Origin of the sequence: Caballeronia sp. GAWG1-5s-s, from assembly GCF_023631445.1 — a bacterium.
GTDB lineage: Bacteria > Pseudomonadota > Gammaproteobacteria > Burkholderiales > Burkholderiaceae > Caballeronia.
Genome location: NZ_JALQDC010000001.1, coordinates 102,543 through 116,708 on the forward strand (window position 1 = coordinate 102,543; position 14,166 = coordinate 116,708).

Annotated in this window: 13 protein-coding genes; 10 read left to right on the plus strand and 3 right to left on the minus strand. The window is 65.2% G+C overall.

Going from position 1 to position 14,166, the window contains the following annotated elements; genetic code table 11:
- Nucleotides 1-153: 153 nt before the first annotated feature.
- Entirely contained in the window at nucleotides 154-1,965 is a 1,812-nt protein-coding gene (mnmC1, locus tag NCR34_RS00455; protein ID WP_248320764.1) for an FAD-dependent 5-carboxymethylaminomethyl-2-thiouridine(34) oxidoreductase MnmC1, read from the minus strand.
- A gap of 503 nt (nucleotides 1,966-2,468) precedes the next feature.
- On the opposite strand from mnmC1, the gene NCR34_RS00460 reads away from it, so the two are divergent.
- Nucleotides 2,469-2,747, plus strand: coding sequence for an HU family DNA-binding protein (locus tag NCR34_RS00460; protein ID WP_008352404.1), 279 nt, complete (start codon nucleotides 2,469-2,471; stop codon nucleotides 2,745-2,747).
- Between the two features lie 211 nt (nucleotides 2,748-2,958).
- Here NCR34_RS00460 and NCR34_RS00465 read toward each other — a convergent pair whose 3' ends face one another.
- Both NCR34_RS00465 and NCR34_RS00470 read right to left on the minus strand, forming a co-directional pair.
- Nucleotides 2,959-4,176, minus strand: a complete 1,218-nt coding sequence (locus tag NCR34_RS00465) for a GTP-binding protein (protein ID WP_248320765.1) — start codon at nucleotides 4,174-4,176, stop codon at nucleotides 2,959-2,961.
- Between the two features lie 107 nt (nucleotides 4,177-4,283).
- Nucleotides 4,284-4,730, minus strand: a complete 447-nt coding sequence (locus NCR34_RS00470) for a lytic transglycosylase domain-containing protein (RefSeq protein WP_175938720.1) — start codon at nucleotides 4,728-4,730, stop codon at nucleotides 4,284-4,286.
- A 596-nt stretch (nucleotides 4,731-5,326) separates the two neighbouring features.
- Here NCR34_RS00470 and gspD point away from each other — a divergent pair.
- The 9 genes from gspD to gspK all read left to right on the plus strand — a co-directional run bounded on the left by gspD (nucleotide 5,327) and on the right by gspK (nucleotide 14,140).
- Nucleotides 5,327-7,762, plus strand: a complete 2,436-nt coding sequence (gene gspD / locus NCR34_RS00475) for a type II secretion system secretin GspD (protein ID WP_248320766.1) — start codon at nucleotides 5,327-5,329, stop codon at nucleotides 7,760-7,762.
- 5 nt (nucleotides 7,763-7,767) lie between these two features.
- The gene (gene gspE, locus NCR34_RS00480) at nucleotides 7,768-9,258 is read left to right on the plus strand and encodes a type II secretion system ATPase GspE (RefSeq protein ID WP_175940558.1); all 1,491 of its coding nucleotides are present in this window, start codon (nucleotides 7,768-7,770) and stop codon (nucleotides 9,256-9,258) included.
- A 4-nt stretch (nucleotides 9,259-9,262) separates the two neighbouring features.
- Nucleotides 9,263-10,480, plus strand: a complete 1,218-nt coding sequence (gene gspF / locus NCR34_RS00485) for a type II secretion system inner membrane protein GspF (protein WP_175938722.1) — start codon at nucleotides 9,263-9,265, stop codon at nucleotides 10,478-10,480.
- Nucleotides 10,480-10,893 carry a general secretion pathway protein GspC gene (locus tag NCR34_RS00490; RefSeq protein WP_206467272.1) on the plus strand — a complete coding sequence of 138 codons (414 nt, stop codon included), beginning with the start codon at nucleotides 10,480-10,482 and terminating at the stop codon, nucleotides 10,891-10,893. The genes gspF and NCR34_RS00490 overlap by 1 nt, the downstream gene beginning before the upstream one ends.
- A gap of 119 nt (nucleotides 10,894-11,012) precedes the next feature.
- Nucleotides 11,013-11,477, plus strand: coding sequence for a type II secretion system major pseudopilin GspG (gene gspG / locus NCR34_RS00495; protein WP_244139978.1), 465 nt, complete (start codon nucleotides 11,013-11,015; stop codon nucleotides 11,475-11,477).
- A gap of 12 nt (nucleotides 11,478-11,489) precedes the next feature.
- A complete protein-coding gene (locus tag NCR34_RS00500; RefSeq protein ID WP_255774822.1) occupies nucleotides 11,490-11,972 on the plus strand; it encodes a GspH/FimT family pseudopilin in 483 nt (160 codons plus the stop codon).
- Nucleotides 11,972-12,370: a type II secretion system minor pseudopilin GspI gene (gspI, locus tag NCR34_RS00505; protein WP_248320767.1), complete on the plus strand. Its 399-nt coding sequence runs from the start codon at nucleotides 11,972-11,974 to the stop codon at nucleotides 12,368-12,370. Before NCR34_RS00500 ends, gspI begins: the two co-directional genes overlap by 1 nt.
- Entirely contained in the window at nucleotides 12,348-13,031 is a 684-nt protein-coding gene (locus NCR34_RS00510; protein ID WP_248320768.1) for a prepilin-type N-terminal cleavage/methylation domain-containing protein, read from the plus strand. Before gspI ends, NCR34_RS00510 begins: the two co-directional genes overlap by 23 nt.
- A complete protein-coding gene (gspK, locus tag NCR34_RS00515; protein ID WP_248320769.1) occupies nucleotides 13,028-14,140 on the plus strand; it encodes a type II secretion system minor pseudopilin GspK in 1,113 nt (370 codons plus the stop codon). Before NCR34_RS00510 ends, gspK begins: the two co-directional genes overlap by 4 nt.
- Nucleotides 14,141-14,166: the final 26 nt, after the last annotated feature.

Genomic DNA, 14,166 nt, shown 5'->3' on the forward strand with positions numbered 1-14,166 from the left:
GCGCGCGGTAAACCCAGTCGTCTCGCGCCGTTAACTCGGAACAACTTTTGGCGGTTAACGGGTGGTCTCCGGCTTGTCCCGTTTACGTGCACAACGAGCCCACAGCTCGTTCTTGCGGATTTCGCCGACTTATCCACAGATTTCCGAGGATAACTAGGCCGGGCCGATTTCTCCGTGACGTAACGCTCGTAAAAAGAATCGCGCGGGATCGACGGCTTCGGCCAGTTCGCGTTCGATCGGCCACGGCTCGCCCTCCGCTTGGGACGCGATCAATTCGGCCGCGAGCGTCGCCCAGACGAGCCCGCGCGAACCGAAGGCGAACGCGCCATACAAGCCCGGCAAGCGCGGCAGGTCGAGCGGCCATGCGCCGGAAAGACGCCGGGCATCGCGGCGGCCGGCGGTTTCGTCGGCGAGCGAGCCGATCATCGGCATGCGATCACTCGTCACGCAGCGAAACGCGACGCGGCCCTGCGCGGCGCGTATATCGTCGATGCCGCCGAGCATGCGTCCGACGCGCTCGACGTTCTCCGCATGCCCGGCTTCGCGCACGTGCGGATCAGTGTCGTCGATGTCGTAGGTGGCGCCGATCAGCGTGCGCCGCGCGCCGAGCGGCACCGCATAGCCGTCGCCGACCACGGGCAGCGTCAGCGCATCGAGCGGGCTCTTCTCGACAATCGAAAGCTGACCGCGCACGCCGCGCGTCGGATCTTCGTGCAGGCTGGCGAGACGCGCCGTGTCGTGCGCATTGGCGAGCACCATAACCGGCGCTTTCGCGATCAGTTCGCCTTGGGCGTCGAAGGCACGCCAGTCGCGGCCGTCGAACGCGATCTGCGTCACGGCCGTATTCATGCGCGTGGTGAGCGCGTCGCCGGCAGCGGCGAGTTGCGCCGCGCAGACCGCGGCGGGCGAAATGGCGCCGCCGCGCGGAAAGAGCCAGCCGCCTCGCGCCACTTCTACGCCTGCCATGCGCGAAGCCTCGTCGCGCGTCAGCGGCGTCACGTAGTCGCGCGGATAGCCGAATCGCGCGATGGCGTCGGCGAGCGCATTCGCGTCTTCTTCCGAATCGGCGATTTGAAGCAGACCCGCGCTGCGCCGGAAGTCGTGGCCTGCGGCTTCGAGCGTCTGCCATCGTTGCAGCGCGCACAGGAAGCCCGCCCGCGTGAGGCGCGCGGCGATGCTGTCGTCGCGCCACACGATCGGGTGAAAGACGCCGGCAGGATTGCCCGACGCGTCCTGCGCGGGCGATGCGTGCCGGTCGATCAGCGTCACGCGCCAGCCGCGCGACGCGAAGCACGACGTCACCGCGCACCCCGCCAGTCCCGCGCCGATGACGATGGCCTCGCGCGCTGTCACGTTCGCGGCCAGCGGCGGCTCATGACGCCGAACGCGCCAGCGCGGCGCGAAATGCGCAGCGATTCGACCGTCGCTTGGACGGCATTCGAAGCCGGAGGTAGCGAGCGCACGCGTCCACGAGTCGCGGCCTGCCTCGGCGACGTCGACGCAGAGCGTCGCGCCATCGCCCGCGAAGCGCGCTAGCGTCTTACTCCACTTGCGCGGATCGTCGTCTTGCGTTGCATCGACATGAAACGCGTCCGCGCGCAGCCAGAGCTTCGACAGCATGTCGTCGCCGACGGCAAGCGTGAGCACGACGCGCCCCGCTTCGAATTCGAGCCGATGCACGCCGGGCACGCGCATCGGCCAGACGCGGGCGAGTTCGGCTAAGAGAGGATCACTGTCGGCGGGCGGCGGCGTATCGAGCGCGCGCAGTGGCGCCACCGCGACCACATGAAGGCGCTCGCAGCGCGCGGCGTCGTCGCGCCAAAGACGCCATAGCGCCAGAAAGAGACTTTGAGTGTCGAAGCGCACGGCGGCATCGACGAAGGTGAACACGCGCTTCGTCTTCCAGCGCGCCGGAAGATCGTGCTGCGCGAGAAGCGGCTCGCTAACGGGCGATGTATCGGTCATGCATCAAGCCTGGGAGGGAAAGCGGGCGTCTGTGAGGCGTCGGATAGTCGGCGAACGCCGCCGCGCGCCGCACTGAAGCACGACCGGTTGCATCCGCCAAAGCCAGTACCGACAAGGCTTACAGCGCGAAACGGCCAAGGAATTGGCGATGAAACGTTGGCAAAAACCAACGGCGCGCTGTCCGATCAGGCGGCTTTGGCAGACGAAAGCGAGCCGCGCGTGATCGGCCCACGGAGGCCGCCCGGAACAGCCCGTTACATAAGGGTAAATCTTTGAAACCCTTGTCCAGATTGGGTTTGCGCTGCGCTATCATACCAAGCGCCTCGTTCGAAGGCGGCGCGAGGGATTTGATGGGATGCAACGCCGGTGACATGGCGCGAAACTGCGCCGAATCGTCGGACGGACGCGCCAGAGGCCCGTCCCTACTCGACTGCACGGCTTGCGCACGTATAATCGGCGCGTTCGCGCTGTTCGTGTCAACCTAAACTGATAAAGGAACCTTAATGAACAAACAGGAATTGATCGACGCCGTAGCCGCTCAGACCGGCGCCAGCAAAGCTCAAACCGGCGAGACGCTGGACACGTTGCTCGAAGTCATCAAGAAGGCTGTCTCGAAGGGTGACGCAGTTCAGTTGATCGGTTTCGGAAGCTTCGGTTCGGGAAAGCGCGCAGCACGCACGGGCCGTAACCCGAAGACCGGCGAATCCATCAAGATTCCGGCCGCCAAGACCGTCAAGTTCACGGCTGGCAAGGCATTCAAGGACGCAGTCAACAAGCGCTGAGCGTCTGGCCCGTGGCGGCCCGCCTCGCTGCGCAGCGCCTGGCAGCTCTTTCAGCGTTTATCAGCGCCATCGCTCGTGTTTAGTTGTACCGTGTTCGTATCTTGATAGCGCCCGTCTTGCGCAAGCTACTCAGGTTCGTCCGCATGAGCGGAAAAAAGCCGGAGACCAAGAGGACCATGAAACCCGCCATCGGCGGGTTTTTTTTCATCTTCTAATGCCGATGATGGTCTTCGCAGTCGCAGTCGGGGCCGTGGTCGTGCTCGTGGTCGTCATCATGCTCATGGTCGTGATCCTCGACATCCCACGCGGGAAACGGATCGCCGAAGTGCTGCCACGCATCGCTGCCGCGCGTCCATTCGTCGTCGGTCAAGAGGCACGCGTCGAACTTTCGCTGCCACGCTTCGATGTCGAGATCGACGCCCATCAGCACCAGCTCCTGCCGTCGATCGCCGATGCTGTTGTCGTCCGGATCGCCGAACCATTCCGCCACGATCTCCGCTTCCAGCTCCGGATCATCCGTTGGCCATTCGCTTCTGTCCTGCGCGGCCCACCATACGCCGGCGGGACCGTGCCGCAACGTGCCGCCCGCCTGCGACAGCGACCCGCCGACGACACTGCGCGTCGCAAGCCAGAAGAAGCCCTTCGCGCGCAGCACGTCGCGCCATTCCTCGTGAAGCAGATTCCACAGCCGTTCCGGATGAAACGGCCTGCGCGCCCGATAGACGAAATGCCGGACGCCCGACGCATCCGCGTCGCTAGCGTCTTCGTGTTCATCGTTCAGAATCGCGAGCCAGCCTGCGGCGCTGCCGGTCGCATCCAGATCGAAACGGCCGGTGTTCACCAGTTCGCCGAGCGGCGCTTTGCCGTGTTCCGTCCGCAGCAGAACGGCGCGCGGATTAAACGCGCGGAAGATCTGCGCGAGCCGGTCCACTTCGTCCTGGCCGACCAAGTCCGTCTTGTTGATGACGATCACGTCGCAGAATTCGAACTGCTCCACGAGCGCCTCCACGACCGTTTTGTCTTCGTCGGACGCTTCGCCACCGAGCAAGATGCCGCGTTCGGCAAGCGACTCCGCCGACGCGTAATCGCGCATGAAAGTCGATGCGTCGACGACGGTGACGAACGTATCGAGATGCGCGCGGCCTGCAAAAGGCGCGTCTTCGTCGTCGCCGAAAGCGAAGTGCTCGGCGATATCCATCGGATTCACGCCGGGCGGCGCTTCGATCACGATCGCATCGAAACGAGGCTGCTGCTCGGTGAGCCGCGTGATGGCATCGGCAATGGACTGCATCGCGTCATCGCCCGCGCTGCAAGCGAAGGAACCGATGCGCACGCCCTCGCTGTTGTTGCGCAATGCATCGAGGAGCGTGGACTTGCCCGCGCCGACGAAACCCGAGAGCACGGTGACTGGCAGTGGCGTTTGGTTCATTGCGGGCGTGTGGACGAGAATCGAAGTCACGATTCTGCATCAAACGCGGGGTGAGCGGAGGCAAGGCGCCGAGCGGCGCGGCGGCTCGCGCGCTGAAGAACCGGGAATTACTTCGACGCTTGCAGCAACTTCCAGCGCCGCAGAATCTCGATGATCTGCGCCGAGTACTTGTCGCGCAGCGCGGGCGTTTCGGAATGGTAAGCACCGACGGCCTGCCACGAATTGCCGTACTTGTTCATCTTCTGGCGCAAATGCCATGCGGCGACATAGACGCTCTTGCATGGCTCCATCAGCGTGCCGCTCGAAATGCCGTATTGGGAAAGCGTGTTGAGGTGGATGGAGTTGATCTGCATCAGCCCGTAGTCGGTCGAGCCATTGGCGTTCTTGTTGATGGCGTCGGGCTTGTTGTGGGATTCCTGCCAGGCGATGGCGCGCAGAATGAGCGGATTGACCTTCTGATACTTCGCTGCTTCGTCGAAACAGTCAGCGTGAGCGGACGCGGCCGCCAGCATGGCGCCGCAACCCATCGCAAGTATTCGCAGGAATCGCTTCATCTTCGTTCTACTCCATCCGCCTGTGCGGAACCGTCATGCTGCCGGCGCCGCGCCTCGCGCGTGCGCCAAGATTCGTTGTCCGCTCTCGTCTGACGCCCGTGGCATCGGGAAAACCCGAGCTTTACGCCGACGCCTGGGGAACGGAACCGCCCGTATGATACCGGCTGACGTCTTCGACCATAAGTTGGCTAGCCGACATAGGTCCAACGGACCGCGGATTGAACCAACGGGAATCCTCTGCTGACTATCGGCGGTTTCTTAAACGTATGAATAATAAAGTAATCTAATCGGGTTACAATTCGGGTCCCGTGTGCGTCGCTTGTCTGACAAAAGCCTTCCGATGGGTTATCGGCAGGGCGTCGGAAAGCTTGAGCGCACTGGAACACTTGGCATGCAGCCGCTGGGCGAAAGCGGCGGCGAACGAAGTTGCACTATTTCGTTACACAAAGCTGCTATCGTCACATTTTTATAAATAATCGTGGTCGGGCGGACACGTTCGCACCACGGTTGGCAGCGCCCTCGGATTGACGAACGGTGCTGCCTTAGCCGGTTCTTTGTATCCCGGCTCAGACATCACATCCATGAGAAGACAACCTATGGCACTGCGTCGCATCGCGACGGCACTGCTGGCGGCGGGACTTATCGTCGCGCAAGCCGCGCACGCGCAAGTGACGTTGAATTTCGTCAATGCCGATATCGACCAGGTCGCGAAGGCGATCGGCGCGGCCACCGGCAAAACCATCATCGTCGATCCCCGCGTCAAGGGGCAGCTCAACCTCGTCTCGGAAAATCCGGTGCCGGAGGAGCAGGCGCTGAAGACGCTGCAGGCGTCGCTGCGCATGCAGGGCTTCTCGCTCGTGCAGGATCACGGCGTTCTGAAAGTCGTGCCCGAAGCCGACGCCAAGCTGCAAGGCGTGCCGACGTACGTCGGCAATGCGCCGCCGGCGCGCGGCGACCAGGTCGTCACGCAGGTGTTCGTGCTGCACAACGAGTCGGCGAACAACATTCTGCCGGTGCTGCGGCCGCTCATCTCGCCGAACAACACCATCGCCGCTTATCCGGCGAACAACACGCTCGTCGTCACGGACTACGCGGACAATGTGCGGCGCATCGCGGGCATCATCGCGGGCATCGACACGGCGGCGGGCCGTGAAGTCGACATCGTGCAGCTGAAGAACGCGAACGCAATCGATGTCGCGGACCAGATGAACAAGCTGCTCGATCCCGGCACCATCGGCAGCACGGACGCGACGCTGAAAGTCACCGTCACGCCCGATGCGCGCACCAATTCGCTGATGTTCCGTGCCTCCAGCAGCGCGCGGCTCGCGGCGGCCAAGGCGCTCGCGAAAAAGCTCGATGCGCCGACGTCCGAACCGGGCAACATGCACGTCGTGCCGCTACGCAACGCCGACGCGACGCGGCTTGCCAAGACGCTGCGCGCCATGCTGGGCAAGGGCGGCGGCAACTCGGACAACTCGTCGACCAGCTCCGGCTCCAACTCGTCGAATTCCTTCGGGCAGAGTGGGCTCGGCAACTCGTCGTCTTCCACGGGCACCTCAGGCGTTCCGCCGTTGCCCGGCGGCCTCGGCAGCAGCGGTTCGGGCACGGGCAACAATCCGATGTCCGGCACCGGCGGCACGCGCGACGCGGGCTTTTCCTCGAACAAGGACAACGACACCGGCAACGACACGAGCGGCGGCGGCATGATCCAGGCGGATTCCGCGACGAATTCGCTCATCATCACGGCAGCCGATCCGGTCTACCGCAATCTGCGCACGGTGATCGACCAGCTCGACGCGCGCCGCGCGCAGGTTTATATCGAAGCGCTGATCGTCGAACTCTCGGCCACGAGCGGCGCGAATCTCGGCATTCAGTGGCAGGGCCTGCTGCTCTCGAACGGCGGCAACAACGCGCTCTACGGCAGCACGAGCTTCGGCTCGGGCAACACGAACATCTTCGACCTGACCGTGCAGGGCAATGCGATCGCGCAGAATCCGTCGGCGGTCACCTCGACCACGGGCCTGCTCGCCAACGGCCTGAACATCGGTCTGCTGCATCGCTTCGGCAACTTGTTCGGGCTCGGCGGCCTGCTTCAGGCGCTGTCCACCTCGGCGGATGCGAACATTCTGTCCACGCCGAACCTGATCACGCTCGACAACGAGGAAGCGAAGATTGTCGTCGGCCAGAACGTGCCGGTGGTGACGGGCTCCTACGCCACGCCGACCGCGAACGCCGCCACGTCCGTGACCGCGTTCAACACGTTCGACCGGCGCGACGTGGGCGTGACGCTGCACGTCAAGCCGCAGATCACCGACGGCGGCGTGCTCAAGCTCCAGATCTATCAGGAAGATTCGAGCGTCGACGCGACGACCAAGACCGATCCGGGCGGCGTGACCATCAACACGCGCTCGGTGCAATCGACCATTCTGGCCGACGACGGCGAGATCGTCGTGCTGGGCGGGCTGATGCAGGATCAGTACAACAACAACAACAGCAAGATTCCGCTGCTGGGCGACATTCCGTTCATCGGCAGCCTGTTCCGCAGCGAAAGCAAGACGCGAACGAAGACGAACCTCATGGTGTTCCTGCGCCCGGTGATCGTTCGCGATCAGGCGACGGCCTCGCAGATCGCCAATACGCGCTATGAATATCTGCGCAATCAGCAGTACGGTTCGACGACGGACAACCGCATCATCAAGGACCAGAACGTGCCGATGATGCCGCCGAAGCCGCTCGGTCCGAGCGAAGGCGGTGGCGCCCCGGCCCAGAATCTGCTCGACTGGAACAACCTGACGCGCGGCGTGCCCAGCTCGACGCTGCCGCAGGACCCGAACGCGGGTCCGGCGCCGCAGCCGTATCAGAGCGCGCCGCAAAATAGTTACCCGGCGCCCGCGAACGGCGCGACCAACGCGATGCCCGGCAACGCGGCGACGAACGCCATGCCCGGCAACGCCGCCACGGGCTACGCGGTGCCGAACAACGCGCCGAGCGCCGCGCCGCTCGGCGGCAATCAGACGGGAGGACAGCCGTGAACACGCTGAACGCCGAAGCCGAAACCACGACCGCGACGGAAGCAACGGCCGCGTCGCCGCTCGCAGCGCGGCTCGTGCCCTACGGCTTCGCGCGTACCGGCCAGATTCTGGTCGCCCAGCAGCATGCCGACGGCATCGAAGTGTGGATCAGCGAGCGCACGAACGACGCGGCGCTCGCGGAAGTCGCGCGCAATTTCGGCGCACTCACGATTGTCCGCAAGTCCGGCGACGAACTCGCAGCCGCCATCAACTCGGCGTACGCCCGTAACGACGGCAGCGCGGCCCAGGTGGTCGGCGAAGTGGAAGGCGAAGTCGATCTCTCGCGCCTGATGCAGGACATTCCCGAAGTGGAAGACCTGCTGGAGTCCGAAGACGACGCGCCGATCATCCGCATGATCAACGCGCTCTTGACGCAGGCGGCGCGCGAACAGGCGTCGGATATTCACATCGAGCCGTTCGAAAACGCGTCGGTCGTGCGCTTTCGCGTCGACGGCACCCTGCGCGACGTCGTGCGTCCGAAGAAGGCGCTGCACGGCGCGCTGATTTCGCGCATCAAAATCATGGCGCAGCTCGATATCGCCGAGAAACGTTTGCCGCAGGACGGCCGCATCACGCTGCGCGTCGGCGGCCGCCCGGTGGATGTGCGCGTGTCCACGCTGCCGACCGGCCACGGCGAACGCGCGGTGCTGCGTCTGCTCGAAAAGGACGCGCAGCGGCTGAATCTCGAAACGCTCGGCATGGCGCGCGACACGCTCGTCCAGTTCGACAAGCTGATCGGCCGGCCGCATGGCATCGTGCTCGTGACCGGGCCGACCGGCTCCGGTAAGACGACGACGCTCTACGCGTCGATGTCGCGGCTCGAGACCACGACCACCAACATCATGACGGTGGAAGACCCGATCGAATACGATCTGTCGGGCATCGGCCAGACGCAGGTGAACGAGCGCATCGGCATGACGTTCGCGCGGGCGCTGCGTTCCATTCTGCGTCAGGACCCGGACATCATCATGATCGGTGAAATCCGCGACCTCGAGACCGCGCAGATCGCGGTGCAGGCGTCGCTGACCGGCCACCTCGTGCTCGCGACGCTGCACACGAACGACGCCGCCTCCGCCGTCACGCGTCTCACGGACATGGGCGTGGAGCCGTATCTGCTCGCGTCGTCGCTGCTCGGCGTACTCGCGCAGCGTCTCGTGCGCCAGTTGTGCCCGGTGTGCAAGGAAGCGCGCGAGGAAGAAGACGGCGTGAAGCACTGGCATCCCGTCGGTTGCGACCGGTGCGGCCAGTCGGGCTACGTGGGCCGGCGCGGCGTGTACGAACTGCTGCTGATCGACGACGCCATCCGACCGCTGATCCATCGCAACGCCGCCGACGCCGAGATTCTCGCGGCGGGCCGCGCGAACGGCATGCGCACGTTGCGCGAGGACGCGAACCGCTGGCTGAACGCGGGCGTGACATCGCTCGAAGAAGTGCTGCGCGTGACTGGCGGAGAATAAGCGTATGCCGGCGTTCCGTTTCGAAGCCATCGACCAGGCGGGCAAGACGCAGACCGGCGTGCTCGACGCCGACAGCGCCCGCGCCGCGCGCAGCCACCTGCGCACGCAAGGACTGACGCCGCTCGTCGTCGAGGCGGCGGGCACGCGCACGCGCGGCGAACGGCAGCAGCGGCTCTCGCTCGGGCGACGGCTGTCGCAGCGCGAACAGGCCATTCTCACGCGCCAGCTCGCGAGTCTGTTGATCGCCGGGCTGCCGCTCGGCGAAACGTTGTCCGTGCTCACCGAGCAATCCGAGCGCGATTACATTCGCGAACTGATGGCCGCGATCCGCGCCGAAGTGCTCGGCGGCCATTCGTTTGCGAACGCGCTCGCGCAGCATCCGAAGGACTTCCCGGAGATTTATCGCGCGCTCGTCGCGGCGGGCGAGCACACCGGCAAGCTGGGGCTCGTGCTTTCGCGTCTCGCGGACTACATCGAGCAGCGCAACGCGTTGAAGCAGAAGATCGTTCTCGCGTTCACGTATCCGGGCATCGTGACGATCATCGCGTTCGGCATCGTCACGTTTCTGCTGAGTTACGTGGTGCCGCAGGTCGTGAACGTGTTCGCCAGCACGAAGCAGGCGCTGCCGTTTCTCACCGTGATGATGATGGCGCTGTCCGCCTTCGTGCGCAGTTACTGGTGGGCGGTGCTGATCGGCGTGGTGCTGGTCGCGTGGCTCGTGCGGCGCATTTTGTCGCGGCCCGGACCGCGCCTGGCGTTCGACCGCTGGCTCTTGACGGCGCCGCTCGTCGGCAAGCTGGTGCGCGGCTATAACACCGTGCGCTTCGCCAGCACGCTCGCAATTCTCACGGCCGCCGGGGTGCCGATCCTGCGCGCGCTGCAAGCGGCGGGCGAAACGTTGAGCAATACCGCGATGCGCCAGAACGTCGACGACGCCATCGTGCGCGTGCGCGAAGGCTCCGCGCTCTCGCGGGCGCTCGCCAATACGAAGACGTTCCCGCCCGTGCTCGTGCATTTGATCCGCTCGGGCGAAGCCACCGGCGACGTCACCACGATGCTCGACCGCGCGTCCGAAGGCGAAGCGCGCGAACTCGAACGCCGCACGATGTTCCTCACCAGCCTGCTCGAACCGCTCTTGATTCTCGCGATGGGCGGCGTCGTGCTGGTGATCGTGCTCGCGGTGATGCTGCCGATCATCGAACTGAATAATCTGGTGCAGTAATGAACGCCCTGCAAACCCGCCTGCTCACGCTCGCCGCGCTCGCGCTCTTTTGCGTGACGGTGACCTATTGGGTCGTCACGCTGACTTCTCGCCAGACCGCGCCGCTGCCCGCCGCCGCCGCGACGCGTACGCCGTCGGTCGAACAGGCCGCGACGATCTTCGGCGGGCAACTGGAGCGGCAAGCGAATTCGGACGTGCATCTGTTCGGCATTCTCGCGCTGCAAGGCGGCGCGGCGGCCATCGTGAGCTACGGCGGCGAGCCGCCGCGCGCGGTGTCGCTCGGCGGGCCGCTCGCGCAGGGCGTGAAGCTCTCGCAGGTGAAGGCGCGTTCGATCATCGTCGAGCGCAACGGCGTGAAGTCGGAAATTTTCCTGCCGCCCGTGCCGCCCGGACCGACGATCTACGTCCGTTGAGCACGGTCACGGCGCGATGAAGGCCGGTCGATAGAATGCTCGGCGGCTTCGGTCAAACGAAGCCGCATGTTTCTTAAATCAAGCGGGCGCAAGCCCTGAATCAACACGAGGTAGCAGTCATGCAAATGTGGACGCAACGCCGCATGGAAATCACCAAGGCCAAGGCGCGCCGTCAACGGGGTTTTACGCTCATCGAGATCATGGTCGTGATCGCGATTCTCGGCATTCTCGCCGCGCTGATCGTGCCGAAGATCATGAGCCGCCCCGACGAAGCGCGTCGGGTGGCCGCGAAGCAGGACATCGGCACCATCATGCAGGCCATGAAGCTGTACCGGCTGGACAACGGCCGTTATCCGACGCAGGAGCAGGGTCTGCGCGCGCTCGTCGAAAAGCCGACGACGGAACCCGTGCCGAACAACTGGAAGGACGGCGGCTATCTGGAACGCCTGCCGGCTGATCCGTGGGGCGGCCAGTATCAATATCTGAATCCGGGCGTGCACGGCGAAATCGACGTGTTCAGCTACGGCGCGGACAACAAGGCGGGCGGCGAGGGCAACGATGCCGACGTCGGCTCGTGGCAGTAAAAGGAACGTGAAGTGAACAGGCACGGCAGGCACAGGGCGGCGCGTCGGAATGCGGGTTTCACGCTGCTGGAAATGCTCGTCGTGCTGGTCATCGCGGGCTTGCTCGTGTCGCTCGCGTCGCTGCAGCTCACGCGCAATCCGCGCACGGATCTGAACGAAGAAGCGCAACGGCTCGCGCTGCTGTTCGAATCGGCGGGCGACGAAGCGCAAGTGCGCGCCCGGCCGATCGCGTTTCAGCCGGTGGAAGGCGGGTTCCGCTTCGACATTCGCACCGAAGACGGCTGGCGCCCGCTGCGCGACGACCTCTTGCGCGCGCGCCGCTGGGAAGGCGGCGTGACGAGCGTGAGCATTCAATTTCTCGATTCCGACAAGACCGTGAGCCGGCTCGTCTTCGGCACCGAAGCCATCGACACGCCCATGGAAATCACGCTCGTCTCGGCGGTGGGGCGCGCGACGATCATCGGCAGCGGCAACGGCCGCTTTCAGGTGCGGTGATGCGCGCGCGATCCACAGAACGCGACGCACAACGCGGCTTCACGATGATCGAAGTGCTCGTCGCGCTGGCGATCCTCGCGGTGGCGCTCGCGGCGTCGCTGCGCGCGGTCGGATCGATGGCGACGAGCGAAGCGGACCTGCATCGGCGTCTGCTCGCAGGCTGGAGCGCGGACAACGAACTCGCGCAACTGCGGCTCGCGCATGTGTTTCCGGATATCGGCTCGCGCACCTTCGACTGCTCGCAGGGCAATCTGAAGCTCGTCTGCACGCAGCGCGTCTCGGCGACGCCGAATCCTATTTTCCGTCGCGTCGAAATGTTCGTCGCGACGCCCGGGCGCGCCGGTTATCTCGCGCAGATGGTCACGGTGGTGGCGAATGAAACGAATCGTTCGCTCTGATTCGCGCCGCGCGGCGCGCCGGCAGCGCGGTTTCACGCTGCTCGAAATGCTCATCGCCATCGCCATTCTCGCGGTGATCGCCGTGTTGTCGTGGCGCGGGCTGGACCAGATCATTCGCGGCCGCGCGACCATCACGAACGCGATGGAAGACGAGCGCGTGGTCGCGCAGTTGTTCGACCAGATGCGCATCGACGCGCGTCAGGCCGCGACCGACGACGAAGCCGGCCAGCCCGCCGTCTCGCTCGGCAACGGCACGCTGCAGATCGTGCGCGGCGTGTTCGCGCCCGCCACCGCGCCGCGCCTGCAGGTGGTGCGGTATCGGCTGACGGACGGGCGCATCGTGCGATTTGCGTCGCCGCCGCTGGAAAACGTGGGCGAGGTGCGGCGCGCGCTGTCGTCGAGCGATACCGCCGATGGCTGGAGCGCCGTGCCGTTGCTGGGCGGCGTCCGGTCGCTCGCAACGCGCGTCTACATTCCGCAGAAGGGCTGGACCACGCGCATGGCCGACGTGCTTTCGCAGATCAACGAGAACGACAACAATCTGAAGGTGCCGCAACTCGGCAACGCGCCGCTCGCGCGTGCCGTGTCGGGCATTCAGGTGGCGGTTGGCGCGCCGAATCTGCGCGTGCCGATCACGCGCGTGTTTCTGGTCGGAGAATGACGATGCGTGCCTCGGGCCTGAGCAAAAGACAGCGCGGCGTCGCGATCATCAGCGCGTTGCTGGTGGTCGCGCTCTCGTCGATTCTCGTCTCGGGCATGTTGTGGCGGCAGCAGGTGCAAGTGCGGCGCATCGAAAATCAGCGGCTGCTTGCGCAGGCGCAGTGGATTTCGCGCAGCGCGCTCGACTGGACGCGGCTCATTCTGCGTTCCGAAGCCGATACATCGCCGACCGTCACGTATCTCGGCGGCGTGTGGGGCGTGCCGATCGCGAAGACGAAGCTCTCCGACTTCCTCGGGCAGATCGGCGAAGTGCGCTCGCAGGAAGGCGCGCAGACGTTTCTGTCCGGCTCCATCGAGGACGCGCAGGCGAAGTTCAACTTGCGCAACCTCGTCGCGACGCCGACGCCCGGCGTGCTCACCATCAACGTCGAGCAGATTCAGGCGTTCCAGCGGCTTTTGACGATGCTCGGCATCAACGGATCGCTCGCGAAGACGGTGGCCTTGCAGATGCGCGCGGGACTCTCGCGCTCCGCCACGCGCTTCCAGACGCAGACGGGCAACGGCGCGACTGCGGCGAGCTCGCCCGCGGAGGCCATGGCGGCGATTGCGCAAGGCGGCGGCACGGGCGGCGGCAATTTCACCGACGATCCCGGCCTCAAGGACGCCGATAGCGACGCGCCGGTCGCGCCGCTGCAAATGATCAGCGTGGATTCGCTGCTCGACGTGCCAGGCTTTTCGGCCGAAGCGGTCGCGAAGCTGCGGCCGTTCGTGACCGTGCTGCCGACGACGACCGCCGTGAACATGAACACCGCGCCCGCCACGGTGATCGCGGCCGTGGTGCCGGGCATGAGCCTTTCGCAGGCGCAGGCGTTCGTCGCCCGGCGTGAGACGGTGTTTTTCCACGACATCGGCAACGTGCAGCTCGCGTTGACCGGCGCGGGCGTCCGTTCCACGTCGATCGATCCGAACCAGCTCGACGTGACCACGCGCTATTTTGTGATTCACGGCCGCGTCGAACATGAGCGCGCGCAACTGGAGCGCATGACGCTCGTGTATCGCGATCCGACGACGCACACCACGCGCATCGTCTTTACGCGCGACGCGCTCTGATGACGCTGTTACTGACAAGAGGAAGT

Excerpts from the sequence above, each read along its gene's own strand:
- NCR34_RS00470 (WP_175938720.1), bottom strand. The coding sequence starts at position 4,730 with ATGAAGCGATTCCTGCGAATACTTGCGATGGGTTGCGGCGCCATGCTG.
- gspD (WP_248320766.1), top strand. The coding sequence starts at position 5,327 with ATGGCACTGCGTCGCATCGCGACGGCACTGCTGGCGGCGGGACTTATC.
- NCR34_RS00490 (WP_206467272.1), top strand. The coding sequence starts at position 10,480 with ATGAACGCCCTGCAAACCCGCCTGCTCACGCTCGCCGCGCTCGCGCTC.
- NCR34_RS00510 (WP_248320768.1), top strand. The coding sequence starts at position 12,348 with ATGAAACGAATCGTTCGCTCTGATTCGCGCCGCGCGGCGCGCCGGCAG.
- NCR34_RS00465 (WP_248320765.1), bottom strand. The coding sequence starts at position 4,176 with ATGAACCAAACGCCACTGCCAGTCACCGTGCTCTCGGGTTTCGTCGGC.
- NCR34_RS00460 (WP_008352404.1), top strand. The coding sequence starts at position 2,469 with ATGAACAAACAGGAATTGATCGACGCCGTAGCCGCTCAGACCGGCGCC.
- gspF (WP_175938722.1), top strand. The coding sequence starts at position 9,263 with ATGCCGGCGTTCCGTTTCGAAGCCATCGACCAGGCGGGCAAGACGCAG.
- mnmC1 (WP_248320764.1), bottom strand. The coding sequence starts at position 1,965 with ATGACCGATACATCGCCCGTTAGCGAGCCGCTTCTCGCGCAGCACGAT.
- gspG (WP_244139978.1), top strand. The coding sequence starts at position 11,013 with ATGCAAATGTGGACGCAACGCCGCATGGAAATCACCAAGGCCAAGGCG.
- gspK (WP_248320769.1), top strand. The coding sequence starts at position 13,028 with ATGACGATGCGTGCCTCGGGCCTGAGCAAAAGACAGCGCGGCGTCGCG.
- gspI (WP_248320767.1), top strand. The coding sequence starts at position 11,972 with ATGCGCGCGCGATCCACAGAACGCGACGCACAACGCGGCTTCACGATG.